The organism is Streptomyces thermoviolaceus (genome assembly GCF_045209695.1).
GTDB classification, from domain to species: domain Bacteria; phylum Actinomycetota; class Actinomycetes; order Streptomycetales; family Streptomycetaceae; genus Streptomyces; species Streptomyces thermoviolaceus.
Window position 1 is genome coordinate 5464221 of record NZ_CP109280.1, and the last position, 25077, is coordinate 5489297.

The window sequence follows — 25077 nt, forward strand, 5'->3', positions numbered from 1 at the left end:
CGTTCCCACCCGTGCCGTTTTGCGGTGCCGGCCTACTGCCGCGCTTCGTCCCGCCGGTCCCGCTGATCCTGCTCGTTCTGCTCGGTCTGCTCGTCCTCCGTCTCCGTCTGATAGATGCCGAAGGCGGCACCCTGTCCGTCCCGCAGCACCGCGAGGCGTGGGCCGCCCTCGACGGAGGTCGGTTCCTGCAGCGCGCGGCCGCCGGCCCGGACGGCGACCTCGGTGGCGGCGTCGACGTCCTCCACCGCGAAGTACGGCAGCCAGTGCGGAGGCACATCCGCGGGGAAGCGGTGGTGCAGCGCCGTCACGCCTCCGAAGTCCATGCCGCGCAGGCCCCACTGCGTGTACCACTCCGAGGCGTTGACGCTCCAGCCGAACACCGTCTCGTAGAAGACCCGGGCCCGTTTGACGTCCCGGGTGGCCAGCTCGACCCAGCCCAGTGCACCGGGCCGGTTGAACACCTGGGCGCCGGCGAACTCCCGGGCCTGCCACAGCTGGAAGGCGGCACCGGACGGGTCGAGGGCGACGGTGCGCCGGCCCTCGTCGAAGATGTCCATCGGCCCGCGGATCACCGTCCCGCCGGCCTCCACCACCTTGTTCGTGGCGGCGTCGGCGTCGCTCACCGCGAAGGACACGTTCCAGGCCACCGGCTGGGTGGGCCGGTAGAGAGGGCCGAGTCCGGCGACAGCGGCGTCCGCCAGGCGAGCGACGGTGTAGCCGCGCAGCTCCGGCCGGGGATCCGGCTCGCCGCACTGCCAGCCGAACACCTCCCCGTAGAACCGCTTGGCGGCCTGGAGGTCGCTGGTGCCCAGTTCCGCCCAGCAGGGACCGCCGATCACCGGCTTGTCGAACTCCATGGCATCCTCCGGCAAGCTCGCCCTCACGGAAACGCTAGCCGTCGTCACCGACGGTGGCCAGCGGAGATCGTCTGGCCGGGAAACCCGCCGTACGCGTCCGGAAGCGGGCCCGCCCCGCCGCGGGGCCCGCGTCCGGTGCCGCCCGCGAGACCTCAGATGCCCGGCCGGAACCGCAACGGATGGTCCGCCGGCACCTCGACCAGCACGATGGGCGTACCGTCCGGATCGGCGATCCACATCTCGATCAGCCCCCACGGCTCCTGCACCGGCGGGCGCACGATGTCGACGCCCTTGGTGCGCAGTTCCTCGTGCACCGCGGCCACGTCGGCGACCTGGAGCCAGATGCGTGTCGCGGGAGAGCGCGGGGCGTCGTCGCGGCGCCCCGACAGCTCCAGGAAGCCGCCGCCGAGGAAGTAGACGGTGCCGCGGTCCGGACCCGTGCCGAACTCGCGGTAGACGGGCAGGCCCAGCTGCTCGCCGTAGAAGGCGCGGGAGCGCTCGGGGTCGGTGGGCTGCAGCAGGATCCGGCTGCTCAGTACATGCACCATGCGGCGGAGCCTAGGGGCTCTTCCACCGTGCGCGGGAGGACGGCGCGCGGCACCAGCGCCGGCACCGGTGCGTGCACCGCCACCGACGGCGGGCCCGCCCCCGGTGTGGGGCCGGACGCCTCCTGGTCCGTCCCGCGAGGGACGGGCACGGTGCCGCGCGTCCACGGGGGCGCAGGGAGTGCGGGGAAGTCACGGGGGCACAGGGAGTGCGGGGAAGTGTGGGGGAATGCCGGTCAGGACGCTGAGGTTAGGCTCGGTGCTGCCCAGCGCCCGAGTGACCGAAAGGCTGTTCCATGGACACCGTCGCCACCGACCTCAGCTTCCGTGACGCGACCGTCGCCGACGTCGACACCCTGGTGGCGCTGGTGGAGTCGGCGTACCGAGGGGAGGCCAGCCGGGCCGGGTGGACCACCGAGGCGGACATCCTCGACGGGCAGCGCACCGACGCCGAGGGCGTGCGGGCCGCGATCGAGACGCCCGGCAGCACGGTGCTCATGGTGGAGCGCGACGGCCGGGTGGTCGCCTGCTGCCAGCTGGAACACCGCGGTGACCACGCCTACTTCGGCATGTTCGCCGTCAGCCCGACGCTGCAGGGCGCCGGTCTGGGCAAGCGCGTCATCGCGGAGGCGGAGCGGCAGGCACGGCTGCGGTGGGGTGTGCGGGAGATGCGGATGACGGTGATCTCCGTGCGCGAGGACCTGATCGCCTGGTACGAGCGCCGCGGCTACCGCCGCACGGGCGAGAGGACGCCCTTCCCGTACGGTGACGAGCGCTTCGGCATCCCGCTCCGCGACGACCTGGAGTTCGAGCTGCTGGTCAAGGAACTGGCCTGACAGCGTCGAGGAACTGGCTGACCACAAGGAACGGGCGTGACGGCGGGCAGGCAGCGGCCGGACGCCCTCGCTCGGGGAGGGCGCCCGTGGGACCGTGCATCAGGACGGCAGCGGCCGCTCGTGCCGACACCGGGACGGTGGCGGCCTGTCGGGCTCACACCGGGACGGTGGCGGCCGGAGACCCTCATGCCGTGAAGCGGCTGGTGCGCTTGATCTCCGGCCGGTCGGTGGTCACCCCGTCCAGCTCGAAGGCCCGGGCCAGCCGCAGCTCGTCCAGGGTGTTGACCACCCAGCCGATGATGCGCAGATCCGCCGCACGGGCCTCCTCGACGATCTCCAGGGTCAGCCGGCGGATGTCGAGCACCAGCGTGCCGGCGCCGGCCGCGCGGGCCCGCCCGACGACCTCGCTGCCGTAGCGGTCGGCGACCAGCGCGGTGCGCACCCCGGGCACCAGGCGGGCGATCTCGGTGAGCGCCTCGTCGTGGAACGACAGCACCTCCACCCGGGAGACCAGGTCGCGGCGGTGCATGACCTCGGCCAGCGCCGCGGCCGCCGCCACGTCCTTGATCTCGGCCTGCAGCGGCGCCCGCACCGCGTCGAGCACCTCCTCGAAGACCGGGATCCGCTCGCCGCGCCCGGCGTCCAGGGCACGCAGTTCGGCGAGCGTCTTGTCGGCGACGGCGCCGCTGCCGTCGGTCGTGCGGTCCACCTCCGGGTCGTGGATGACGACCAGTGCGCCGTCCTTGCTCAGATGCAGGTCGAGCTCGATGGCGTCGAGGCCGGCCCGTTCGGCGGCGACGAAGGACCGGAGGGTGTTCTCGGGCTCGACACCCATGACTCCGCGGTGACCGATGGTAAGGAAGTTCAACGTTCAACTCGCTTCCGTCGACGGCGGCTCGTGACGCACGCGGACCTCGGGGACCTCGTCGTCCACGCGGCAGTGCCGCAGCCTAACCGTGACACAACGCGACGGAGTCTGCACTGAGTGAAGTGCTCGAGGCGACGGCCCGGCTACCAGGCGCCAGGCCGACTCGGGCTCACCCCGGGGTGGGCGCGTCTCCCGGGCGGTTGACCCGCGCCCGCGTGGCGCCGTCCCAGCGGGGCCCGGCTCCGGCGTCTGCCGCTGCCGTGCGGCCGACCTTCACTCGAGTGGGCTAGTCCGGGTGGGCGTCGCTCGGAGGAGTGGCGGGAAGATGGGCGGTCGTCAAGGCTATTCGCAGGACGATTTTCTGATCAAGCCCTTGCTGAGAGAAAGGATGCATGTATACGGTCGCAGGGCGAGAGCATCTCCTGTGGAGGGTTGGACATGACGGAAATTCTTGTGCAGGTGGGTGCGGAGGAGAAGAATCCTCCGGAAGTCAGGGTGATCGAGCACCCGGCGTGGCCCGTGCTCAAGGATGCCGTGGAGCGCATCCGGCCCTGGCAGTCCAAGGACGGCTCGATCGACTTCGAGGCCGAGGGTGCCCCGGCCCGCCAGGAGGCCGAGGAGGTCGTGCGCCGGGTGATCGGCGCCGTGGAGGAGCTGTCCCCGCTGCTGCCGCACGACGCCGCCTATCACGCGGCGCTCGTGGAAGACCTGCGCCGCTGGGCCGGCGGCGGCTTCCAGGTCCCGGACTTCCTCGACTCGCTGCTCGCCTTCCAGCCCGCCGCCAACCGTGTGGACGGCCTGCAGCACCTGGTCGTCTTCCCGATGTACACGCAGAACGGCAACCCGGACCGCAACCTGGAGGCGGTCGTGCTGCGCATGGTCTGGCCCGACTGGCTGGCCGAGCTGGAGCGCACCCGTTACGACAACCCGCTGTTCTGCGGCATCACCTTCGAGGACTTCACGGCCGGCTACGACACCAACTCCGCCGTGCTGTTCCCGGAGACCATCGCCGTCCGCGAAGCGCCGGAACGTTTCTCCTGGGGCGGCATCTTCTGCGACCGCGAGGCCGCCCGCTTCCGCCGGGTCACCGCCGCCGCCGTCGACATCCTGGGCCTCGACCTGCCCGAGGACATCGCCGCGATGGTCCACGACCAGAAGCGCTGCGAAGAGGCCTTCGTGCTGTGGGACCTGATCCACGACCGCACCCACAGCCACGGCGACCTGCCCTTCGACCCGTTCATGATCAAGCAGCGCCAGCCGTTCTGGATGTACGGCCTGGAGGAGCTGCGCTGCGACCTGACCGCCTTCAAGGAGGCCGTGCAGCTCGCCGAGGAGGGCGTCCCGCAGGCGCGTGACGTGCAGTACGCCGTGCTCTTCGACCGGATGTTCCGCTTCCCGGTCACCGGTGAACGCGTCCGCAACTACGACGGCCTGGGCGGCCAGCTGCTCTTCGCCTACCTGCACCAGCACGATGTGGTGCGCTGGCGGGACAACAAGCTCTCCATCGACTGGGAGCGCGCCCCGCAGGTCACCAACCAGCTGTGCGCGGAGATCGAGAAGTTGTACCGCGACGGCATCGACCGCCCCAAGCTGGTGCACTGGTTCGCCGGGTACGAGCTGGTCTCCCGCTACCTCGCCCCGCACCCGGGCTCGGTGTGGGCCAAGGGCCCCGACGCCCTGGACCTGACCCAGCCGCCGCGCAAGCTCGTCGACGAGGTGCTCCCGGACGAGTTCCCGCTGAGCATGTTCTACGAGGCGCTGGCCAAGAAGCTGAAGCGCGTGATCGCGTCGACCAAGGGCATCCGCGCGAACGCCCCGGACTCCGAGGTCGACGTCGCCGGCCGCAAGGCGTCCTGAACGCCTCGACCGCCTGGTGGGCCCTCACCGGAAGGTGGGGGCCTCGGCCCGAGGCGGGGCGGCGTCCCGCGCCCTGCCCTCGCCTCAGCGGCCGTCGTGGAGGCGACGGTGGTGAGGCGGCCTCCCAGCCGCGGCCCGACTTCCTCACGTACGTCTGCGGCGTCCGTTGCGGCCACCGGATGATCCGGGCCCGGACTGCCGGGGGCACGGGCATCCCGACGGGGCGGACACAAGGCCCCGACGCCGCATCCGCCTCGCGGGCACACGGCCGGGATCCCGCTCGCCGTCTCCGACGAGCAGGGCGTGCGAGTCGCAGGCATCCTGGCAGGAGGACGCACGTTTCGGGCAGTGGACCGGGGCGTGCTCTCCGGTGCTGTGGGAGAAGCTGGGCCGGCTCAAGGGGTGGCACGAGCATGACCACGACGAGGGCGGGGCCGCGTCGTCGTCCGGCGCGGCGGCCGTCGGTTCGCGCACGGCCGGTGCGCGACCGCCGGTGCACCGAAGGCGCACCGAAGATCCGCACGAGTTGACCGAAGCATCTTGCGGATACACTCCGTCTCCGATGAAGATCTACGGCGTGATCGACGATTCGACGCAGGATCTGGTGGAACCTGAAGCAGGCAGGGCTGCTCCCTCCACCGAGGAGATCACGGCACACGGCGCCGAGCGGGGTGCTGCGTGAGCGAGCGCACCGACAAGCGTGCTCAGGAGGGAACGATGAGGAACGGCAACGGGCCGCTGAGCGGTGCGGTGATCGCGGTGGCCGGTGCGGGCGGACCCGCCGGCCGGGCGGCGCTGCTCCGGCTCGCCGAGGCGGGGGCCACCGTGGTCGGCGCGGACAACGACCCCGAGCGGCTCTCCCAGGCCGTGGACGCGGCCCGGTACGCCTGCGGGGGTGCGACCGTGATCGGGGACGTCGTCGACCTGCTCGACCTGAAGTCCACCCGTGACTGGGCGGCCCACATCGAGCGGGACTTCGGCCGGGTCGACGGTCTGGTGCACCTGGTGGGCGGCTGGCGCGGCAGCGAGACCTTCACCAAGACCAGCCTGGACGACTGGGACTTCCTGGAGCTGCTGCTCGTCCGCACCGTGCAGCACACCTCGCTGGCGTTCCACGAGGCGCTGCAGCGCAGCGAGCGCGGCCGGTACGTGCTGATCAGTGCCGCCGGGGCCAGCAAGCCCACGGCGGGCAACGCCGCCTACGCCGCCGCCAAGGCCGCCGCCGAGGCATGGACGCTGGCCATGGCCGACTACTTCCGCAAGGCCGGAAAGGCGGAGGGCGCCGAAGGGCCGACGTCCGCGGCTGCCATCCTGGTGGTGAAGGCGTTGGTGCACGACGCGATGCGCGCCGAGCGCCCCAACGCGAAGTTCGCGGGCTTCACGGACGTCAAGGACCTGGCCGAGGCCATCGTCGACGTCTGGAGCAGGCCCGCTGCGGAAGTGAACGGAAAACGTCTGTGGCTGACCGAGGAGCCGTGAACCCCCCGAAGACCGACGCGCGACGCCATCACGACCCCGAGGTCCGCGGCTTCGCCAGCGACAACTACGCCGGGGCCCATCCGGAGGTGCTCGCCGCGCTGGCCGTGGCCAACGGCGGGCACCAGGTCGCCTACGGGGAGGACGAGTACACCGCGCATCTCCAGCGCGTCGTCCGCAGCCACTTCGGCGCCACCGCCGAGGCGTACCCGGTGTTCAACGGCACCGGTGCCAACGTCGTCGCGCTCCAGGCGGTCACCGACCGCTGGGGTGCGGTGATCTGCGCCGACAGCGCGCACATCAACGTCGACGAGGGCGGCGCCCCCGAGCGGATGGGCGGCCTGAAGCTGCTGACCGTGCCCACCCCGGACGGCAAGCTCACCCCCGAGCTGATCGACCGGCAGGCCTACGGCTGGGAGGACGAGCACCGGGCCATGCCGCAGGTGGTGTCGATCACCCAGAGCACGGAGCTGGGAACCGTCTACACACCCGAGGAGATCCGCGCGATCTGCGAGCACGCCCATGAGCGCGGGATGGCGGTGCACGTGGACGGCTCCCGGCTGGCCAACGCGGCCGCCTCGCTGGACGTGCCGATGCGCGCCTTCACCAACGCGGCCGGCGTCGACATCCTCTCGCTCGGCGGGACGAAGAACGGTGCCCTGTTCGCCGAGGCGGTCGTCGTCATCAACCAGGACGCCGTGCGCCGCATGAAGCACATCCGCAAGATGAGCATGCAGCTCGCCTCCAAGATGCGTTTCGTGTCGGTGCAGTTGGAGGCGCTGCTCGCCAAGGACCTGTGGCTGCGCAACGCGCGGCACGCCAACGAGATGGCGCAGCGGCTGGCGGAGGGGGTCCGTGCCGTGCACGGCGTGGAGATCCTCTACCCCGTGCAGGCCAACGGCGTCTTCGCCAAGCTGCCGCACGAGGTGAGCGAGCGGCTGCAGAAACGGTTCCGGTTCTACTTCTGGGACGAGTCCGAGGGCGTGGTGCGGTGGATGTGCTCCTTCGACACCACGGAGAGCGACGTCGACGCCTTCGTCGCGGCGCTGAAGGAGGAGATGGCGCGCCTTTGAGGGCGTGCGTGCGGTCCGGCTCGCGGGGCCGTTCCCGGTGCGGTGCACGGGGAGGTTCGCCGTGCGCCGCACAGGGAGCGGCACCTTCCGAGTGCGTGGCGTACGGCGGCAAGGGCCCCGCGAGGCCGGCAGCCGGCACACCTACGGCCGGCGGTACAGGTCGGTCATGGTCGGCACGGAGTTGTGCACCGTCAGCGAGCCGCAGGACGTGCGCTGTTCCCGTGCGCGCAGCCGGGCGTCCTGCTCGACGAGCAGGCCGTCCGCGTTCTCGGTGACGCCGGCGCGGCGCCGCAGCACCACCGTGATCAACGACACCACGATCACCGCGAACAGGCCGAACATCACCCCGAGCGCGACCATGAACACCCCCCGTGTCCCGTGGCCGGCCGTGTCCCACCGCCCCGCGGCCGGCGCGTGCGGAATCGTGCCGCCATGCCAGCCCGCGAGCTCGTCGGCGTGGCGTCGTTCCAGGCGCCGGTGCGACGGCGGGCGGGAATCTTCGCGGCCGGGTGCACGCTGAAGTGCGGTGCCGGTGTTCAGGTGAGCCGCGGGTGCGGCGGACGGGAGAGGTACGGGTGCGCGAACGCGACGAGACCATGCGGCTGGGTGCGGCCGAACTGGGCCGCACGCTGGGGGAGCGCGCCACGCTGGTGCAGTTCTCCACCGCCTTCTGCGCCCCGTGCCGGGCCACCCGCAGGGTGCTGAGCGAGGTGGCCGGGATGGTGCCCGGCGTCGCACATGTCGACATCGACGCCGAGGCACACCTGGACCTCGTGCGGGCTCTGGACATCGTGAAGACCCCGACCGTGCTGGTCCTCGACGCCGACGGCCGGATCGTGCGGCGGGCCGCCGGACAGCCGCGCACGGTGGACGTCATCGCCGCCCTCGGGGAGGCGGTGTGACCTCCCGCCCCGGCACGGCCCGGCGCTCGCCCGGCGCCGTTTCCATACCCGCCCAGCCCGGCTCGCCGGGTCTGCTGCGCTCCGTCTTCCGTCGGCATGCGGCAGGCGTCGCGGTGATCACCGCGCGCGGCCCGCAGGGGCCGGCCGGGTTCACCGCCACCTCCCTCACCTCCGTCTCCGCCGAACCCCCGCTGATCTCCTTCGGTATCGGCACCGGTGCCTCCAGCTGGCCCGCCGTCGCCGGCACCGAGCACGTCGGGGTGCACCTGCTCGGCGAGCACCAGGAGGAACTGGCGGCCACCTTCGCCCGCAGCGGTGCCGACCGGTTCGCCGCACCCACCGTCTGGCACGACGGTCCCGAAGGCGTGCCGATCCTCGACGGGGTCCTGGCCTGGCTGGTGTGCCGGATCACCGGACGGGTGCCCGCGGGCGATCACCGGATCGTGATCGCGGAGATCGTGCACGGCGCCTCGGCGGGCTGCGGCCGCCCCCTGCTGTACCACCAGGGACGTTTCACCTCCCTGCGGGACTGACCGGCCGGTGCCGCGCTGTGCGCGGGCGGGCGGTGCATGTCCGGTTCCGGTTACGCTGCGTTGCGAAGGTCACAGTTCAAAGCGCTTGCTTAGCGGGAATGAACTGGGTGTACTGGCGAGTAATGTTTCCCGTCGGAGCGTGCTGTCGCCCCGACCGGGATCAGCCGCTTCGGGCGCCTATGCTGCCTGCAGGAAGGCAGCCCCCGATATGACGATGCAGTAGGAGAGCCGGCGTGAGCTTGAGGATCGTTGTCACTGTGAAGTACGTGCCCGACGCCACTGGCGACCGGCACTTCGCCGATGACCTGACCGTCGACCGGGACGACGTGGACGGTCTGCTCTCCGAGCTGGACGAGTACGCGGTCGAGCAGGCGCTGCAGATCGCGGAGAACTCCGACGACGACGTCGAGGTCACCGTGCTGACGGTGGGCCCGGAGGACGCCAAGGACGCGCTGCGCAAGGCGCTGTCGATGGGTGCCGACAAGGCCGTCCACGTCGAGGACGAGGACCTGCACGGCACGGACGCCATCGGCACTTCGCTGGTGCTGGCCAGGGCCATCGAGAAGGCCGGCTACGACCTGGTGATCTCCGGTATGGCCTCCACCGACGGCACCATGGGTGTCGTCCCGGCACTGCTCGCCGAGCGGCTGGGTGTGCCGCAGGTGACCCTGCTGTCCGAGGTGTCGGTCGAGGACGGCGTCGTCAAGGGCCGCCGCGACGGGGACACCGCCTCCGAGCAGCTGGAGGCCTCGCTGCCCGCGGTGGTGTCGGTGACGGACCAGTCGGGTGAGGCGCGGTACCCGTCGTTCAAGGGCATCATGGCGGCGAAGAAGAAGCCGGTGGAGTCCTGGGACCTGTCCGACCTGGACATCGAGGCCGACGAGGTCGGTCTGGAGAACGCCTACACCGTGGTCGAGTCCGCGGCCGAGCGCCCGGCGCGCACCGCGGGCACGATCGTCAAGGACGAGGGCGAGGGCGGCAAGCAGCTCGCCGAGTTCCTCGCGAGCCAGAAGTTCATCTGACGGCCCGCAGTTCGCCTGTCCGTCCCGCACCCTCATCAGCAGGAGAGAAGAAGTCCCATGGCTGAAGTCCTCGTCTACGTCGACCACGTGGACGGTGCCGTCCGCAAGCCCACCCTGGAGCTGCTGACCCTGGCCCGCCGCATCGGCGAGCCGGTCGCCGTGGCCCTCGGCAACGGTGCCGCCGACACCGCCGCCACCCTCGCCGAGCACGGCGCGGTCAAGGTCCTCACCCACGACGCCCCGGAGTACGCCGAGTACCTGGTGGTGCCGAAGGTGGACGCGCTGCAGGCCGCCTACGAGCAGGTTTCCCCGGCCGCCGTCCTGGTGTCCTCCTCCGCCGAGGGCAAGGAGATCGCCGCCCGCCTGGCGCTGCGCATCGGCTCCGGCATCATCACCGACGCCGTCGACCTGGAGGCCGGTGACAACGGCCCGGTCGCCACGCAGTCGGTGTTCGCCGCCTCCTACACCACCAAGTCCCGTGTCTCCAAGGGCACGCCGGTCATCACCGTCAAGCCCAACAGCGCCCCCGCCGAGGCCGCTCCGGCCGCCGGCACGGTCGAGGCCCTGAACGTGACCTTCTCCGAGAAGGCCACCGGCACGAAGATCACCAGCCGTACGCCGCGCGAGTCCACGGGCCGGCCGGAGCTGACCGAGGCCGCGATCGTGGTCTCCGGTGGCCGTGGCGTCAACGGCGCCGAGAACTTCGCGATCATCGAGGCTCTCGCCGACGAGCTCGGCGCGGCCGTCGGTGCCTCGCGTGCCGCGGTGGACGCCGGCTGGTACCCGCACACCAACCAGGTCGGCCAGACCGGCAAGACCGTCTCGCCGCAGCTGTACATCGCCAACGGCATCTCCGGTGCCATCCAGCACCGCGCCGGCATGCAGACCTCGAAGACCATCGTCGCGGTCAACAAGGACCCGGAGGCGCCGATCTTCGAGCTGGTCGACTTCGGTGTCGTCGGCGACCTGTTCGACGTCGTCCCGCAGCTGACCGAGGAGATCAAGGCCCGCAAGGGCTGACCCTCCGGTCGCACACGCCCGGGCCCGCACGGCACGCGCACCGGCGCCGCCGGTCCGTGCCGGGGCAGCAGGCTCTCCCCGGCCCCGCCGAGCTCCGGTTCGGCGGGGCCGCGTGCTGTGCCCGCCGGCCGGGGACGGTGTGTGCCGTGCACCGTGCCGTTGCCCGGCCGTCCCCCCCGCGTACGCACGGCACAGCCTCCGCGTACTCGTCGGGGCACCCGCGAGCCGCCATGATGAGCGGGCGAGATGCCCTTCGACCGGACGGTGTTCCGAAGGGGCGACCATGAAGGGGCTTCGGCTCCGCACGCGGGCGACGGGAGGGTGTGGGGATGGGGCAGGGCCGGCAGGAGAAGGTGGTCACCAGTCTTCCCGGGGCGGTGAGCGAGGAGATCGGTGCGTTGCTCGCCCCGGTCGACGCCGAGCTGGAGCGCCGCTACCCGGGGGATCCGGCGACCCGGCAGCCCGTCCACACCGCCTACGTGCCCGCCGACGTCTTCACCGCCGGCACCGTCCGCTCCTGGGGTGACGCGGCCCTCGCCGCCCTCGACGCACACGCACCCGACCCGGCGTCCCTCGCCGCCGTCCTCGGCCTCCCCGACGACCTGGCCGAGCCGGTCCACTCCCGGGTGTGCGCCAAGCTCGCCCGCGAACCCGTCGAGGATCTGCGCATCGACTTCGAGGACGGCTACGGCCGCCGTCCGGACGACGAGGAGGACCGGGCGGCCGCGCGCGCCGCCCGGATCGTCGCCGAGACCAGCGCCGACGGCACCGCGGCCCCCTGCACGGGAATCCGCGTCAAGTCCCTGGAGGCGCCGGTGCGGGGCCGCGCGATCCGCACCCTGGACGTGTTCCTCACCGGCCTGATGGAGCACGGCGGCCTGCCCGCCGGGCTCGTCCTGACGCTGCCCAAGGTGACATACCCCGAGCAGGTCACCGCGATGGTGCGGCTGCTGGAGGCCTTCGAGACGGCGCACGGGCTGCGCCCGGGCCGGCTGCGGTTCGAGATCCAGATCGAGACCAGCCAGGCCGTCCTCGGCGCCGACGGCACCGCCACGGTGGCCCGCCTGATCCACGCGGCCGAGGGCCGCGCCACCGGACTGCACTACGGCACCTACGACTACAGCGCCGGCCTCGGCGTCGCCGCCGCCCACCAGGCCGCCGACCACCCCGCCGCCGACCACGCCAAGGCCGTCATGCAGGTCGCCGCGGCCGGCACCGGGGTGCGGGTGTGCGACGGGTCCACCAACGTCCTGCCCGTCGGTGACACCGCACAGGTCCACCACGCCTGGCAGGTCCACCACCGCCTCGTCCGGCGCGCCCTGGCCCGCGCCTACTACCAGGGCTGGGACATGCACCCCGGCCAGCTGGTCACCCGCTACGCCGCCGTGTTCGGCTTCTTCCGCGAGGGGTTCACGCAGGCCGCCGCCCGGCTCGCGGCGTACGCCGGACGGGCCGGCGGCGACGTGCTGGACGAGCCCGCCACCGCCCGGGCGCTCGCCGGCCACCTGCTGCGCGGCCTGGACTGCGGAGCCCTCGACACCGCCGAAGTGGACCGTGCGACCGGCCTGACCCGAGCCGATCTGGAACGCTTCGCCGGCCGCCGAGACACCTGACAGCCGCCCGCCGGCGCCGTGACCGTACCCGCCCGGTGCGGCCACGGCCGAGTTGCGCTCACTGAACGGGCGGCAGTTCGCCCGACCCGCGCATCACCAGCCGCGTCGGCAGCTCGATGCGCTCGGGGGGCACCTGGGCGCCGTCGCCGTCGAGCTGCAGGAAGAGCCGTTCGGCCGCGGTGCGGCCCAGGGCCGCCGCATCCTGGGCGACCACGGTGACACCCGGCTGGAGCAGGTCGGCCAGCTCGATGTCGTCGAAGCCGACCAGGGCGACCGGGCGCGGATGCCGCGACAGCACCCGGATCACGGTCACCGTCACCCGGTTGTTGCCCGTGAACACGGCGGTGACCGGCTCGGGCCCGGACAGCATCTCCTCGGCGGCCCGCCGCACCCGCTCCGGGTCGGTCGCCCCCAGGGAGATCCACTTCTCGGCCACGGGTATCCCCGCGTCCTCCATCGCCGCCCGGTACCCGCGCAGTCGCTCGGCCGCGGTGTGGATGCGCGGCATGTCCCCGATGAAACCGATCCGGCGGTGGCCGTGCGCGATCAGGTGGGCCACTCCGTCGCGGGCGCCGCCGAAGTTGTCCGAGAGCACCACGTCCGCGTCGATCCGCCCGGCCGGGCGGTCCACGAACACCATGGCCACCCCGGCACGTATCTCCGGCTCCAGATACCGGTGGTCGTCGCCGGCCGGGATCACCACCAGCCCGTCCACCCGCCGCGCGCACAGCGCCAGCGCGAGTTCCTGCTCCCGTGCGGGGTCCTCGGCGCTGGAGCCGTTGATGAGCAGCGCGCCGTGGGCACGAGCGACCTCCTCCACCGCGCGGCTGAGCGGGCCGTAGAACGGGTCCGCCAGGTCCTCCAGGATCAGTCCGATGCTCGCCGTGCGGCCCTTGCGCAGCACCCGGGCGCTGTCGTTGCGGCGGAAACCCAGCGCCTGGATCGCCTCCTGGACGCGCCGCTCGGTGTCCGGGGTGACCCCGGGCTCGCCGTTGACCACACGGGAGACGGTCTTCAGTCCCACACCGGCGCGGGCCGCCACGTCCTTCATGGTGGGACGGTTGCCGTAGCGGCGTCCGGTGCGGGCCGCGGGGCGGTCGGCGGGGCGGTCGGCTCGGCTGGCGGTTCCTGGCACGATGCGGCGTCCATTCCTGTCGTCCGCGGGTGCGTCGGCCCGCGGAGGTGAGTCGTCCACGGTGGGGTGCGTCGGGGCCCTCACGCGTCTGAGGATCACGTGTATGAGGATGTGGCGTCGAGCATAGAGCCTGGACAACGTTGTCATACGCGCGAGAGACTGTGCAGCGCACACTCCGGACCGCGTCCGTCCCACGCGGCCGGCTGCGCCCTGCTTCGGTTTTCCACTGGTGTACGGGGAGATCTGACACGACATGCACACCGACCTCGTGGCCGCGCTGGACATCGGCGGCACCAAGATCGCCGGAGCGCTGGTCGACGGCCGCGGCACCATCCTGGTGCGCGCCCAGTGCGCGACGCCCGCGCAGGAGGACGGCGACACCGTGATGGGGGCGGTGGAGGAGGTGCTCGGCCGGCTGGCCCGGTCGCCGCTGTGGGAGCGGGCCACGGCCCTGGGCATCGGCAGCGCGGGCCCGGTGGACGCCTCCGCCGGCACGGTCAGTCCCGTCAATGTGCCGGGCTGGCGCGACTATCCGCTCGTGGAGCGGGCCCGTGCCGCGGCCGGCGGGCTGCCCGTGGAGCTGATCGGCGACGGCGTGGCGATCACGGCCGCCGAGCACTGGCAGGGCGCCGCCCGCGGTCACGACGACGCGTTGTGCATGGTGGTCTCCACCGGTGTGGGCGGCGGTCTGGTCCTGGGCGGACGGCTGCACCCCGGCCCGACGGGCAACGCCGGGCACATCGGTCACATCAGCGTCGACCTGGACGGTGACGCCTGCCCGTGCGGGGCGCGCGGGTGTGTGGAGCGCATCGCCAGCGGCCCGAACATCGCCCGCCGGGCCGTGGAGATGGGCTGGCGGCCCGGCCCGGACGGCGACACCTCGGCCGCCGCGGTGGCCGCCGCCGCCCGCGCCGGCGACCCGGTGGCCCTCGCCTCGTTCGAGCTGGCCGCACGGGCCCTGGCCGCAGGCATCGCCGCGACCGCGACCCTGGTGGAGATCGACATCGCGGTGATCGGCGGGGGAGTGGCCAAGGCGGGCGAGGTGCTGTTCGCGCCGCTGCGCCGCGCCCTGCGCGACTACGCGACCCTGTCGTTCGTCCGGGACCTGGAGGTCGTGCCCGCCCGGATGGGCACGGACGCCGGTCTGGTCGGGGCGGCCGCCGCCGCTCTGGCCCGCCAGGCGGACACGGCGGCCGCCGTCTCCTGACCTTGCGCACGGCCGCCGGCCGCCCGGCCGGGCTCAGCAGGTCAGCCGGGCGTCGGCCCAGTCGGCGTGGTCGGAGTCGGTGCCGTCCTGGCCGTCGGTGACCACGAGCCGCACCACCTGGGCCCCGGTCACGTCCGCCTCGAGGTGCTGGGCGGGCATCGCGTTGGTGAGGACACCGGTGGAGGCCGCCTTGGTGTCGTCCGCCCAGATCTCGAAGGCGACGGTGCCCTTGGCGCCCTTCTCGTCGTCGACGCCGACCTCCGCGGTGACCGCGGTGCAGGCCCCGCCGGTGTAGTACGTCACGCTGCTCGGCGCGTGGACACCGAGGCCCTTGGCGTACACGGTGCCGCCGATGGTGATCGGGTGCCCGTCGCCCGCGGGGCGCTCACCGTTGCTCGTGTCGCGTTCCACGGGGCCGTAGTGGTTGGTGGCCGACATCCACGGCAGATCGCTCAGGTACGACGTGCCCGCGGGCGGCGGCACCACCACCGGAACCGTGAGCGGCAGCGCGGCGGACACCGTCCGGCCGTCCGGGGAGCGGTGACGCACCGTCAGGGTCAGGTCGTACGGGCCGGGTTGCGCCCCCTTCGGCGGGGTGACCGCCCAGGTGGTGCGCAGGGCGCGGCCCGGCGGCACCGTGGCGGCGCGGCTGGGGGTGCGCGCCCGCAGCGTCCAGCCCTCGGGGCCGGTCAGCGACACGGCGACCTCGCGGGCCGGGGTGCGGCCCAGGTCGGTCGCCGTGGACGTCAGCGTCGACGTGTCGTCGGCCACCGCCACGGGCAGGCCCTCGATGCCGAGTTCGACGGCGGGCGGATTGCCCGCCCAGTGACGGTCGGCCCACACCCGGACCAGAACGGTGCCGTGCGCGGGCACGGTCGCCGCGATCGTCCCGGCCGTGTGGGAGCTGCGGTGCTGCCACAGGTCGCGCAGGGTGTAGCCGCCGGCCGCGGGCAGGCCGACGGCCGTCGCGGTGGTGGCGATGCGCTGCGCGGTGTCGTTCTCGTTGAACAGGGCCACCGCGCGGCTGCCGTCCTGCATCTGTTTGGCGACGACCCAGCGTCCGCCCTCGGAGGAGACGACCGTGCCCTGCTTGCCCAGCGGGTCCTGGTCGACGGCGATGACCTCGCGGTTGCCCAGGATCTCCAGCGTCTCGGGGGTCGCCTTGCGCAGGTCGGTGCCGATGAGCAGCGGTGCCGCCATGACCGACCACATGGAGAAGTGGGTGCGGTACTCGGTGTCGGTCATGCCGCCGTTGCCGACCTCCAGCATGTCCGGGTCGTTCCAGTGGCCGGGACCGGCGTAGGGGGCCAGCGGCAGGTTCTGCTTGAGGATGGACAGCATCGACGCCCAGCTGTCGCTGATGTCGCCGGTGGTGCGCCACAGGTGGCCGACGTCGGCGGCCCACTCCCAGGGCTTGTTCTCGCCCCACTCGCAGATGCTGTAGACGATCGGACGGCCGGTCCTCGCGGTCGCCGCCTTCAGGGCGTCGCGCATCGTGGTGTAGCGCTGTTTCGCGTCGACGCCCTGATTGTTGCAGTTGTCGTACTTCAGGTAGTCGATGCCCCACTCGGCGAACTGCTCGGCGTCGCTGTACTCGTGGCCGAGTGCGCCCGGGAATCCGGCGCTGTTGCAGGTCTTGGTGCCCGCGCTGGTGTAGATGCCCAGCTTCAGACCCTTGGCGTGCACATAGTCCGCGACGGCCTTGATGCCGTGCGGGAAGCGGTCCGGGTCGGGCACCAGCTTGCCGTCGGCGTCGCGGGAGGGCAGCGCCCAGCAGTCGTCGAGGTTGACGTACTCGTAGCCGGCGTCCTTCAGGCCCGAGGTGACGAACAGGTCGGCGATGCCCTCGACCATCTCCTCGTCGAACTCCGGGCCGCAGTGGGTGGCGTTCCAGTTGTTGAAGCCCATGGGCGGAGTGAGGGCCAGCCCGTCGGCGAGGGCGGGTGCGGCGGACGGTCCGCCGTCCGCGGCCGACAGGTGCCGGTCGGCGGCGGCGACGGCCGGGGCCGCGCCGGCCAGGGCGAGCAGCGACGCGGTGAGGGCTCCGAGCAGTCTTCGGCGGCGGGGACGCGTGGACGGGTGACGCATGGAACGCACCTCCGGACTCACGACGATGGGGTTACATGCCCACGTCACTCTGTGTGCGGTCACGGTAGTACCTGTGCGAGTGTGGTGGAAGAAAGATGTGAGCCGTGCGCTGTCGGCCGGCGTGGCGGGCCGGACCGTGACCGACGCCGCTGCTGAACCGTTGAACGGGCATGAAGAAGCGCAGCATGCTCGCCCTCGCCTCCCTCGCCACCGGCTTCGTGGTGGCCGCCGTCTCCCCCTCCCACGCCGAGGACCGCGAGGCCCTCGTCGACCTGACCGTCAAGGACGCTGTGGGCACCGTGGACCACGTCATCGGCGACGAGCTCACCGCACAGGACGACGGCCAGGCCCAGGGACGCTGAGGGCCGGAAACCCGACGGCGCCGGCACCCCGGACGGGATGCCGGCGCCGTCGCGTCGCGCCCTCGGTGGTGCGGCGCCCTCAACTGGGGCTGGTTTCCGTGGCAGGGTGGAGCGGGCAAGCCACTGGGGGCCGACACAAGAGGGGGACGGCGTGATCGTCTGGCTCAACGGAACGTTCGGTGCGGGCAAGACCGCCACCGCACGGGAACTGGTCGAGCTGATCCCGAACAGCACGCTCTTCGACCCCGAGGTCATCGGCGGCGCCCTCACGCACCATCTGCTGCCGCCCAAGCGTGTCGCCGAGGTCGGTGACTTCCAGGACCTGCCCATCTGGCGCAGGCTGGTGATCGACACGGCGGCCGCGCTGCTCGCGGAGCTGGGCGGCACCCTGGTGGTCCCCATGACCCTGCTCCGCCAGGACTACCGCGACGAGATCTTCGGGGGCCTCGCGGCCCGGCGCATCGGTGTCCGGCACATCCTCCTCGCCCCGGCCGAAACGATCCTCCGGGAACGGATAGCCGGGCGGGAGATACCGCCGGACCTGCCCGACGGCGACCTGCGGCTGCGCCAGTGGGCGTTGGACCACATCGAGCCCTACCGGGCCGCCCTGGCGTCCTGGCTCGCCGCCGACGCCCACCTGATCGACACCAGCGCGCTCACCCCGTACGAGACGGCCGTGCGCATCGCCGAGGCCGTCGGCACCGGAGCCGCGGCGCCCTGCGACATCGTGCAGACCCCCGAACCCACCGCCGAGACCGTCGCGTCCGGGGTGCTCCTCTTCGACGAACAGGACCGGGTGCTGCTCGTCGACCCCACCTACAAACCGGGCTGGGAGTTCCCCGGCGGTGTCGTCGAGCCCGGCGAGGCCCCGGCCCGCGCCGGGATGCGCGAGGTGGCCGAGGAGACCGGGATACGGCTCGAAGAGGTGCCCCGGCTGCTGGTCGTCGACTGGGAGCGGCCCGCACCGCCGGGCTTCGGCGGCCTGCGCCTGCTCTTCGACGGCGGACGGCTGGACTCCGCCGCGGTGAGCCGGCTGCTGCTGCCCGGACCCGAGCTGCGCGCGTGGCGCTTCGTCACCGAGGAAGAGGCCGAGGCGCTGCTGCCGCCGGTGCGCTACGCACGGCTGCGATGGGCCCTGCGGGCCCGTGAGCGGGCCGCCGCGGTGTACCTGGAGGCCGGAGTACCGGTCGGCTGAAGCCCCCGGGAGCGCTTCGCCGGCCGGCCCGTGCGCGCCCTGCACACCGGCGTCCACGAGGGTCAGCGGTCGCGGTCGCGCCACAGATACGCCTGACCCACGAGCCGCCGCAGCAGATGCGGGCGGGGCAGGATCCGCACGAGGTCCGTGCCAGGACAGCAACCGCACCGCCGGCGCGGGGGAGCGCGCATTCCGCCGCGGGCAGGAGCAGCGGGCAGAAGCAGACGGAAGCAGCCGGGCACGGCTCCCGGGCCCGGCTGCGCCGGCCGACCGAGGACCTGCCCCCGCAGCGGTCCCGGTCAGCCGTCCGAAGAACTACCCTGCGCAACCGTCCCGGCCGGCCTGCGGGGACGTGGCGTACGCAGCCGCCCGGTCGCTGCCGTCAGGCGACGCCACCCCGATCAACCCGCGTAGGCGCGCAGGAACAACGCCTCCGCGACCGACATGCGCTCCAGCTCCTCGGGCGAGACGCTCTCGTCGACCGCGTGGATCTGGGCCTCCGGCTCGCTCAGGCCGATGAGCAGGATCTCCGCCTCCGGGTAGAGCGCGGCCAGGGTGTTGCACAGCGGGATGGAGCCGCCCTGGCCCGCGTACTGCAGCTGCTCGCCGGGGTAGGCGACCGCCATCGCCTCGGCCATCGCCCGGTAGGCGGGGCTGTCCGTGTCGGCGCGGAACGGCTGGCCCTGGCCGGCCGGCTCGGTGCGCACCCGGGCTCCCCACGGGGTGTGCGCCTCCAGGTGGGCCTGGAGCAGCTTGGTGGCCTCGCCGGCGTCCAGCCCCGGCGGCACCCGCAGGCTGACCAGGGCACGGGCGCTCGCCTGCACGGACGCGGTGGCGCCGGTCACCGGCGGGCAGTCGATGCCGAGGACCGTCACCGCGGGCCGGGCCCACAGACGGTCGGCGACCGTGCCGGAGCCGATCAGCTCCACTCCGTCGAGCACCTTGGCGTCCGCGCGGAACTGCTCCTCGTCGTAGGCGAGTCCGTCCCAGGCGGCGTCGGCGGGCAGGCCGTCCACGGTCGTGGAGCCGTCCTCGGCGCGCAGCGAGTCCAGGGTGCGGATCAGCGCCGCGAGCGCGTCCGGGGCGGCACCGCCGAACTGACCGGAGTGCAGGTTGCCCTCGAGGGTGTCCACCTGCACGCGGACGAGCGTCATGCCGCGCAGGGTGGTGGTGACGGTGGGCAGGCCGACCCGGAAGTTGCCCGTGTCGCCGATGACGATGGTGTCGGCCGCGAGCAGATCGGGGTGCTGCTCGGCGTACCGCTCCAGACCGCCGGTGCCCTGCTCCTCCGAACCCTCCACGATCACCTTGACGTTGACGGGTACCCCGCCGTTCGCCTTCAGCGCGCGCAGGGCGAGCAGATGCATGACGACGCCGCCCTTGCAGTCGGCGGCGCCCCGCCCGTACCAGCGGCCGTCCCGCTCGGTCAGCTCGAACGGCGGGGTGGTCCACGCGGCCTCGTCCAGGGGCGGCTGCACATCGTAGTGGGCGTACAGCAGAACCGTTTTGGCGCCCTCGGGGCCCGGCAGGTAGCCGTACACCGACTGCGTGCCGTCCGGGGTGTCGAGCAGCGCGACGTCCGTGAAACCCTCGGCGCGCAGCGCGTCGGCGATCCAGTTCGCCGCGCCCTCGCTCTCGCTCCTGGGATACTGCGCGAAGTCCGCCACCGACCGGAAGGCCACCAGCTCGGCCAGCTCCTGGCGGGCCCTGGGCAGCAGGGCGGCGACGGTCTCGGCGACCGGATGCGACGACATGGGCACGCTCCTCGTAGGTGCGTCGGCGTGCTCGGCAGCGCCCGCAGGACGCCGGGCGAGCACTGCGGTGTTCAGATGGTCGTGTCAGCGTAGGCGCGCCCCCCAGCGCTGCGCACGCATCCGCCGATCCTCCCACAGCGGCCTGTGATCGCGACCGCCGTAGGATGCGGGGGACACATGGGGTATCCCCCTGCTCGCGCGGACCGGGAGCGCGGGGTGAGGCAGTCGGCTTGATCTGGAGCGGTGGACGAACGTGAGCAGCGGCAACACTTCGGCGGACGACGTGCGGCAGGTGTGGGACGTCGTCGTGGTGGGCGCAGGACCCGCGGGGGCCTCGGCCGCCTACGCGGCGGCGGTCACCGGACGGCGCGTGCTGCTGCTGGAGAAGGCGGAGCTGCCCCGGTACAAAACCTGTGGCGGCGGGATCATCGGACCCTCGCGCGACGCGTTGCCGCCCGGGTTCGAGCTGCCGCTGAAGGACCGGGTGCACGCGGTGACGTTCTCGCTGGAGGGCCGGTTCGCCCGCACCCGCCGCTCCAAGCAGATGCTGTTCGGCCTCGTCAACCGGCCCGAGTTCGACCAGCAGCTGGTCGAGCACGCGCAGAAGGCGGGCGCCGAGCTGCGCACCGGTGTCACCGTCTCGCGGGTCGAGCAGCACGGTGCCGCGGTGCCGGACCGGCGCACGGTCGCGGTGGTGCTGCAGGGCGGTGAGACGGTGCTGGCCCGGGCCGTGGTCGGCGCCGACGGCAGCGCCAGCCGGATAGGAGCCCACGTCGGGGTGAAGCTGGACCAGGTGGACCTCGGCTTGGAGGCGGAGATCCCGGTGCCCGAGACCGTCGCCGAGGACTGGCGCGGACGTGTGCTGATCGACTGGGGTCCCATCCCCGGCAGCTACGGCTGGGTGTTCCCCAAGGGCGACACCCTGACGGTCGGTGTGATCTCGGCCCGCGGCGAAGGCGCCGCCACCAAACGGTACTTCGAGGACTTCATCGCCCGCCTGGGCCTGGCCGGCTTCGAGCCGCGCATCTCCTCCGGGCACCTGACCCGCTGTCGGGCCGAGGACTCCCCGCTGTCCCGTGGGCGGGTGCTGGTGTGCGGGGACGCCGCGGGCATGCTGGAGCCGTGGACCCGCGAGGGAATCTCCTTCGCGCTCAGGTCCGGGCGGCTCGCGGGGGAGTGGGCGGTCCGGATCGCCGAGGCGCACGACGCGGTGGACGCCCGTCGGCAGGCCCTGAACTACGCCTTCGCCATCAAGGCCGGTCTCGGGGTGGAGATGTCCGTCGGCAAGCGTCTGCTGGCCGTGTACCAGCGTCGCCCCGGCCTGTTCCACGCCGCGCTGACCGGCTTCCGCCCGGCCTGGCGGGCCTTCCGGGACATCACCCAGGGCTCTACCACCCTCGGGGAGATCGTGCGCACCCACCCCGTGGCCCAGCGCGCCCTGTCGGTGCTGGACCGGCGGCCGGAGCCCGAGGCCGGGTCCGAGGAACACCAGGCCCGCGCCGAGCAGGACGGCCGGGAGACGGCCGCGTCCTGACCAGCGGCGTCGTCGCTCGAGGGCGTCGCTGCATGTGCCGGTGACGCCCCTTCCTTCTCAGCAGGACGTCCCCTGCCCCGGCGGGACGGACGTCCCTTGCGCAGCAACCACCCTCGCGCCGGACGGTCGCTGCGGACATCTCCCGGACGGTCGCTGCGCGCACGTTTCCGGCGTCGCCGCGAGCCATGTCACTGCACGACCGTGATCCGGAACACCGGGTGGTCGGCGGCGACCCGGGCGATCTCCTCGTCGGAGGAGGACGCCGTGACGCCGTCGAAGAACGCGCCGACCTGCCAGCCCCACCGCTGCAGATAGCTCCGCAGCACCGGCGCCTTCTCGGCGTCGGGCACCTCCACCGCACGGAACGGGCGTACCGTCCGCCCGACGCGCAGCTCCCCACCGCCCGCGGCCCGCATGTTGCGCACCCACTGCGAGTGGCCGCGCGCCGACACCAGGTACTGCGCGCCCTCGTGGGTGTGCGGGTTGACCGGCAGGCGCTGCGGCTTGCCGCTGACGCGGCCCCGTACGGTCAGTTCGGCACTGCCCGCCAGGCTCAGCCCGTAGCGGGCCAGCCGGCCGACGACGCGGTTGAACAGTGCGCTCAGCGGGCCGGTCTCGCGGTAGTACGGCGACGACGTCATGGTGCTCTCCCAAGGGTGCGTCCAGGGACGTGGCGATGCATCCGAGAGCAGTGCTCTCTGCATCTCAGTCTGCACCGAGCAGTGCTCCATGACAAGAGCAGTGCTCTCGTTCGTGTGCGGTGCTCTTGACTGTGTGCAGTGCTCCACGGATGTGCGAGACTGCCGTCATGAGCACCGCACAAGGCGCCCGGGCACGGGCCAGGACCGAGATCACCAGGGCGATCAAGGACGAGGCGCGCCGGCAGCTCGCCGCCGAGGGAGCCGCGAAACTCTCCCTGCGCGCCGTGGCCCGCGCGCTCGGCATGGTCTCCTCCGCGATCTACCGGTACTTCCCCAGCCGCGACGAGCTGCTGACCGCGCTCATCATCGACGCCTACGACTCCCTGGGCGCGGCGGCGGAAAAGGCCGAGCAGCAGGTCCGCGACGCGGGACCCCTGCGCCGCTGGACGACCGTGTGCGAGGCGGTCCGCGCCTGGGCCCTGGCTCACCCGCACGAGTACGCGCTGCTGTACGGCACACCCGTCCCCGGCTACACCGCACCGCAGGCCACCGTCCCGGCGGCCTCCCGGGTCGGGCTGCTCCTCGTCGCCATCGCCCGCGACGCCCACCGGGACGGCACCCTGTCCGCCCCCGCGCTCCCCGCCGACCTGCACTCCGAGGCCACGCGGATGGCCGCCGACCTCGCCCCCGACCTCCCGCCCGAGGCGGTCGCCGCGCTCGTCGCCGCCTGGGCGCAGTTGTTCGGACTGATCGGCTTCGAGGTGTTCGGCCAGTTCCACCGCGTGGTGGAGGACCGGGAGCCGTTCTTCCGGCAGGCGGCGGTCCGGCTGGCACAGGGGGTGGGGCTGACCTCCTGACGCCACCCGCGACGACGTTCCGGGCGACGACCGCTCAGGGTGCACACCGCCTGGTGCGTGCTCGGCGCATGCCGACCGGGACAGCTGCGCCGTTCGGCTGCGGTGGCCGACCGGCGCGGCACACATCGGCACATCGGCAACGCGCACCCGCGCGGCTCGCAGTTCGGTGGCGCAGCCGTCAACGGTGCGATCGACACAGGCGTGTTGTGATCGCGGGGGCTGGAGATCGTGCCGAGGGGGACGACGAACCCGTCCGTCCCGCGCCCGCCGGCACAGCTGCTATGCTCACCCCGTCGGCCTTCGGCACCCCAAAGGGAGCGTACGAAGGCTTTTTTCATGCCTTCTGACACGTCTTCGTCCGCCTCCGGCGCACCTCCCACCACCAGCTACCGTGCCCTGCTCCGCAACAGCGAGTTCACCGGGCTGTACGTCGGCTTCACGCTGTCGGTCGCCGCGAGCACCTTGTCGGGTTTCGCGCTCGGCACACTGGTCGACCAGCAGACCAAGTCCCCGTTCCTGACCGCCGTGAGCATGTACGGCGCCACCTTCGCGACGGTGCTCGGCGCGCTGACCCTGATGTCCGTCGCGGACGGGAACCGTCCTCGCCGCACTCTGGTCTCACTCCAGTGCGTGGCACTCGCGGGTGTGGCCGCGCAGGCGATCCCGGGACTGCCGCTCGTGGCGCGGTTCGGTCTCCTCCTGGTGCTGGGGTTCTTCCAGTCCCTGCAGAACGGGACACGGATGGGGCTCCTCGCCGAGGTGGTGCCGGCCTCCGCGTATGCCCTGGCACGGTCGCTGATGAACATCACCTCCGGCGGCATGGCGGTCGTCGGCTACGCCGTCGGCGCCGTGCTGCTGCACCACCTGACCCCGCAGGGAGTCTTCGTCACGGCGACGGCCTTGACCGCGGCCGGACTGCTCGTGGTGGCGGCGACCGTGCGGAACCACTCGATCCGTCCGGTCCGTCGTCCCGGACTGCGTCAGACCTGGACCACGAACGTCGCACTGTTCTCCCGCCCCGGCCCACGTGCGCTGCTGCTGAACCTGTGGGTCCCCAACGGCCTGATCGTCGGCTGCGAGGCGCTGTTCCTCTCCTACGCCCCTGGACACGCGGGCGCGCTGCTGGCCGCCGGAGCGGCGGGCATGCTGCTCGGCGATCTGACGGTCGGGCGGCTGCTCAGCGCCGGGCAGCGGCGCCGTTGGGCGTTCGCGCTGCGTCTGCTGCTCGCCGTGCCGTACCTGCTGTTCGCCGTCCACCCGCCGGTGCCGGTGGCGACCGTCGCGGTGTTCGTCGCCAGTGCCGGGTTCGCCGCCACCCTGCCGCTGCAGGAGCAGCTTCTCGCACTGACCCCGACACCGGTCCAGGGGCAGGTGCAAGGAGTCGAATCCGCCGGCCGGATGGCGTGGCAGGGCATCGGGGCCGCGATCGCCGGCGGCCTCGCCCAGTACACCGGTCCTGCCACGGCCATCACGGCCGCGGCCGTGTGCTCGGTCGCCGTCACCGTGGTGTCCCGGCCCTTCGTGATCCGGGCCCGGGCTGCTTCTGCCGGGACGGCCGGGGTGTGAGCCGGTCGCGCTCGTCCGGGCGGGGGAGCGAGTCCCGCGCCCCGGCGCACACCTGGGCGGGCGGCAGGGCTGCGAGCTGCGGCACCGGGCGCCGGGCACAGGGCGGCAGGCTGTGCACCGGGCGCCGGGCCGTCAC

The 25077-nt window shown here is 72.7% G+C and carries 23 protein-coding genes; 15 read left to right on the forward strand and 8 right to left on the reverse strand.

Annotated features, from left to right (window positions below; genetic code table 11):
* Positions 1-32 precede the first annotated feature (32 nt).
* Positions 33-857 (reverse strand): VOC family protein, encoded by an 825-nt coding sequence (locus tag OG899_RS23895; protein ID WP_406311133.1) that lies wholly within the window; start codon positions 855-857, stop codon positions 33-35.
* A gap of 152 nt (positions 858-1009) precedes the next feature.
* Positions 1010-1405 (reverse strand): VOC family protein, encoded by a 396-nt coding sequence (locus OG899_RS23900; RefSeq protein ID WP_125497359.1) that lies wholly within the window; start codon positions 1403-1405, stop codon positions 1010-1012.
* 293 nt (positions 1406-1698) lie between these two features.
* On the opposite strand from OG899_RS23900, the gene OG899_RS23905 reads away from it, so the two are divergent.
* A complete protein-coding gene (locus OG899_RS23905; RefSeq protein ID WP_125497360.1) occupies positions 1699-2238 on the forward strand; it encodes a GNAT family N-acetyltransferase in 540 nt (179 codons plus the stop codon).
* A gap of 184 nt (positions 2239-2422) precedes the next feature.
* Here the strand turns inward: OG899_RS23905 and OG899_RS23910 are convergent, their stop codons facing one another.
* On the reverse strand, positions 2423-3106 hold the full coding sequence (locus tag OG899_RS23910) for a glycerophosphodiester phosphodiesterase family protein (protein ID WP_125497361.1): 684 nt from the start codon (positions 3104-3106) through the stop codon (positions 2423-2425).
* Between the two features lie 438 nt (positions 3107-3544).
* On the opposite strand from OG899_RS23910, the gene OG899_RS23915 reads away from it, so the two are divergent.
* From OG899_RS23915 to OG899_RS23925, 3 genes are all read left to right on the forward strand, one after another.
* Complete coding sequence (locus OG899_RS23915; RefSeq protein WP_189427614.1) at positions 3545-4963, forward strand: DUF6421 family protein; 1419 nt, start codon at positions 3545-3547, stop codon at positions 4961-4963.
* Positions 4964-5680: 717 nt separating this feature from the next.
* Positions 5681-6442, forward strand: a complete 762-nt coding sequence (locus tag OG899_RS23920) for an SDR family NAD(P)-dependent oxidoreductase (protein ID WP_125497363.1) — start codon at positions 5681-5683, stop codon at positions 6440-6442.
* Positions 6439-7512 (forward strand): low specificity L-threonine aldolase, encoded by a 1074-nt coding sequence (locus OG899_RS23925; RefSeq protein WP_251503596.1) that lies wholly within the window; start codon positions 6439-6441, stop codon positions 7510-7512. Before OG899_RS23920 ends, OG899_RS23925 begins: the two co-directional genes overlap by 4 nt.
* 141 nt (positions 7513-7653) lie before the next feature.
* Here OG899_RS23925 and OG899_RS23930 read toward each other — a convergent pair whose 3' ends face one another.
* Positions 7654-7872, reverse strand: coding sequence for a hypothetical protein (locus OG899_RS23930; protein WP_125497365.1), 219 nt, complete (start codon positions 7870-7872; stop codon positions 7654-7656).
* Positions 7873-8021: 149 nt separating this feature from the next.
* On the opposite strand from OG899_RS23930, the gene OG899_RS23935 reads away from it, so the two are divergent.
* The 5 genes from OG899_RS23935 to OG899_RS23955 all read left to right on the forward strand — a co-directional run bounded on the left by OG899_RS23935 (position 8022) and on the right by OG899_RS23955 (position 12602).
* Positions 8022-8414: a TlpA family protein disulfide reductase gene (locus tag OG899_RS23935; RefSeq protein WP_373296019.1), complete on the forward strand. Its 393-nt coding sequence runs from the start codon at positions 8022-8024 to the stop codon at positions 8412-8414.
* Positions 8415-8458: 44 nt separating this feature from the next.
* Positions 8459-8947, forward strand: coding sequence for a flavin reductase family protein (locus OG899_RS23940; RefSeq protein WP_125497415.1), 489 nt, complete (start codon positions 8459-8461; stop codon positions 8945-8947).
* A gap of 233 nt (positions 8948-9180) precedes the next feature.
* Positions 9181-9969 (forward strand): electron transfer flavoprotein subunit beta/FixA family protein, encoded by a 789-nt coding sequence (locus OG899_RS23945; RefSeq protein WP_125497366.1) that lies wholly within the window; start codon positions 9181-9183, stop codon positions 9967-9969.
* 57 nt (positions 9970-10026) lie between these two features.
* Complete coding sequence (locus tag OG899_RS23950) at positions 10027-10989, forward strand: electron transfer flavoprotein subunit alpha/FixB family protein (protein ID WP_125497367.1); 963 nt, start codon at positions 10027-10029, stop codon at positions 10987-10989.
* 329 nt (positions 10990-11318) lie between these two features.
* Entirely contained in the window at positions 11319-12602 is a 1284-nt protein-coding gene (locus OG899_RS23955) for a DUF6986 family protein (protein WP_125497368.1), read from the forward strand.
* A gap of 58 nt (positions 12603-12660) precedes the next feature.
* Here OG899_RS23955 and OG899_RS23960 read toward each other — a convergent pair whose 3' ends face one another.
* Positions 12661-13737: a LacI family DNA-binding transcriptional regulator gene (locus tag OG899_RS23960; protein ID WP_185867824.1), complete on the reverse strand. Its 1077-nt coding sequence runs from the start codon at positions 13735-13737 to the stop codon at positions 12661-12663.
* A gap of 253 nt (positions 13738-13990) precedes the next feature.
* Here OG899_RS23960 and OG899_RS23965 point away from each other — a divergent pair, with 253 nt between their 5' ends.
* Positions 13991-14944 (forward strand): ROK family protein, encoded by a 954-nt coding sequence (locus OG899_RS23965; RefSeq protein WP_125497369.1) that lies wholly within the window; start codon positions 13991-13993, stop codon positions 14942-14944.
* A 33-nt stretch (positions 14945-14977) separates the two neighbouring features.
* Here the strand turns inward: OG899_RS23965 and OG899_RS23970 are convergent, their stop codons facing one another.
* Positions 14978-17032, reverse strand: a complete 2055-nt coding sequence (locus tag OG899_RS23970) for an NPCBM/NEW2 domain-containing protein (RefSeq protein ID WP_406311134.1) — start codon at positions 17030-17032, stop codon at positions 14978-14980.
* A gap of 170 nt (positions 17033-17202) precedes the next feature.
* Here OG899_RS23970 and OG899_RS23975 point away from each other — a divergent pair, with 170 nt between their 5' ends.
* Both OG899_RS23975 and OG899_RS23980 read left to right on the forward strand, forming a co-directional pair.
* Positions 17203-17394, forward strand: coding sequence for a hypothetical protein (locus tag OG899_RS23975; protein ID WP_125497370.1), 192 nt, complete (start codon positions 17203-17205; stop codon positions 17392-17394).
* A gap of 151 nt (positions 17395-17545) precedes the next feature.
* Entirely contained in the window at positions 17546-18589 is a 1044-nt protein-coding gene (locus tag OG899_RS23980) for an NUDIX hydrolase (RefSeq protein ID WP_229813713.1), read from the forward strand.
* 401 nt (positions 18590-18990) lie between these two features.
* On the opposite strand, the gene OG899_RS23985 is transcribed toward OG899_RS23980, so the two are convergent.
* Positions 18991-20343, reverse strand: coding sequence for a dipeptidase (locus OG899_RS23985; RefSeq protein WP_125497372.1), 1353 nt, complete (start codon positions 20341-20343; stop codon positions 18991-18993).
* A gap of 253 nt (positions 20344-20596) precedes the next feature.
* Between OG899_RS23985 and OG899_RS23990 the strand changes: the two genes are divergently transcribed.
* The gene (locus tag OG899_RS23990; RefSeq protein ID WP_125497373.1) at positions 20597-21877 is read left to right on the forward strand and encodes a geranylgeranyl reductase family protein; all 1281 of its coding nucleotides are present in this window, start codon (positions 20597-20599) and stop codon (positions 21875-21877) included.
* A gap of 188 nt (positions 21878-22065) precedes the next feature.
* Here OG899_RS23990 and OG899_RS23995 read toward each other — a convergent pair whose 3' ends face one another.
* Positions 22066-22518: a nitroreductase family deazaflavin-dependent oxidoreductase gene (locus OG899_RS23995; protein ID WP_125497374.1), complete on the reverse strand. Its 453-nt coding sequence runs from the start codon at positions 22516-22518 to the stop codon at positions 22066-22068.
* Positions 22519-22685: 167 nt separating this feature from the next.
* On the opposite strand from OG899_RS23995, the gene OG899_RS24000 reads away from it, so the two are divergent.
* Positions 22686-23375 (forward strand): TetR/AcrR family transcriptional regulator, encoded by a 690-nt coding sequence (locus tag OG899_RS24000; protein ID WP_125497375.1) that lies wholly within the window; start codon positions 22686-22688, stop codon positions 23373-23375.
* A gap of 336 nt (positions 23376-23711) precedes the next feature.
* Positions 23712-24941, forward strand: coding sequence for an MFS transporter (locus OG899_RS24005; protein WP_125497376.1), 1230 nt, complete (start codon positions 23712-23714; stop codon positions 24939-24941).
* Positions 24942-25077 lie beyond the last annotated feature (136 nt).

What these genes read in the sequence shown, in the direction of transcription:
- OG899_RS23995 (WP_125497374.1), bottom strand. Translation starts at nt 22,518, where the DNA reads ATGACGTCGTCGCCGTACTACCGCGAGACCGGCCCGCTGAGCGCACTG.
- OG899_RS23975 (WP_125497370.1), top strand. Translation starts at nt 17,203, where the DNA reads ATGAAGAAGCGCAGCATGCTCGCCCTCGCCTCCCTCGCCACCGGCTTC.
- OG899_RS23985 (WP_125497372.1), bottom strand. Translation starts at nt 20,343, where the DNA reads ATGTCGTCGCATCCGGTCGCCGAGACCGTCGCCGCCCTGCTGCCCAGG.
- OG899_RS23905 (WP_125497360.1), top strand. Translation starts at nt 1,699, where the DNA reads ATGGACACCGTCGCCACCGACCTCAGCTTCCGTGACGCGACCGTCGCC.
- OG899_RS23920 (WP_125497363.1), top strand. Translation starts at nt 5,681, where the DNA reads ATGAGGAACGGCAACGGGCCGCTGAGCGGTGCGGTGATCGCGGTGGCC.
- OG899_RS23895 (WP_406311133.1), bottom strand. Translation starts at nt 857, where the DNA reads ATGGAGTTCGACAAGCCGGTGATCGGCGGTCCCTGCTGGGCGGAACTG.
- OG899_RS23970 (WP_406311134.1), bottom strand. Translation starts at nt 17,032, where the DNA reads ATGCGTCACCCGTCCACGCGTCCCCGCCGCCGAAGACTGCTCGGAGCC.
- OG899_RS24000 (WP_125497375.1), top strand. Translation starts at nt 22,686, where the DNA reads ATGAGCACCGCACAAGGCGCCCGGGCACGGGCCAGGACCGAGATCACC.
- OG899_RS23955 (WP_125497368.1), top strand. Translation starts at nt 11,319, where the DNA reads ATGGGGCAGGGCCGGCAGGAGAAGGTGGTCACCAGTCTTCCCGGGGCG.
- OG899_RS23900 (WP_125497359.1), bottom strand. Translation starts at nt 1,405, where the DNA reads ATGGTGCATGTACTGAGCAGCCGGATCCTGCTGCAGCCCACCGACCCC.
- OG899_RS23930 (WP_125497365.1), bottom strand. Translation starts at nt 7,872, where the DNA reads ATGGTCGCGCTCGGGGTGATGTTCGGCCTGTTCGCGGTGATCGTGGTG.
- OG899_RS24005 (WP_125497376.1), top strand. Translation starts at nt 23,712, where the DNA reads ATGCCTTCTGACACGTCTTCGTCCGCCTCCGGCGCACCTCCCACCACC.
- OG899_RS23965 (WP_125497369.1), top strand. Translation starts at nt 13,991, where the DNA reads ATGCACACCGACCTCGTGGCCGCGCTGGACATCGGCGGCACCAAGATC.
- OG899_RS23915 (WP_189427614.1), top strand. Translation starts at nt 3,545, where the DNA reads ATGACGGAAATTCTTGTGCAGGTGGGTGCGGAGGAGAAGAATCCTCCG.
- OG899_RS23950 (WP_125497367.1), top strand. Translation starts at nt 10,027, where the DNA reads ATGGCTGAAGTCCTCGTCTACGTCGACCACGTGGACGGTGCCGTCCGC.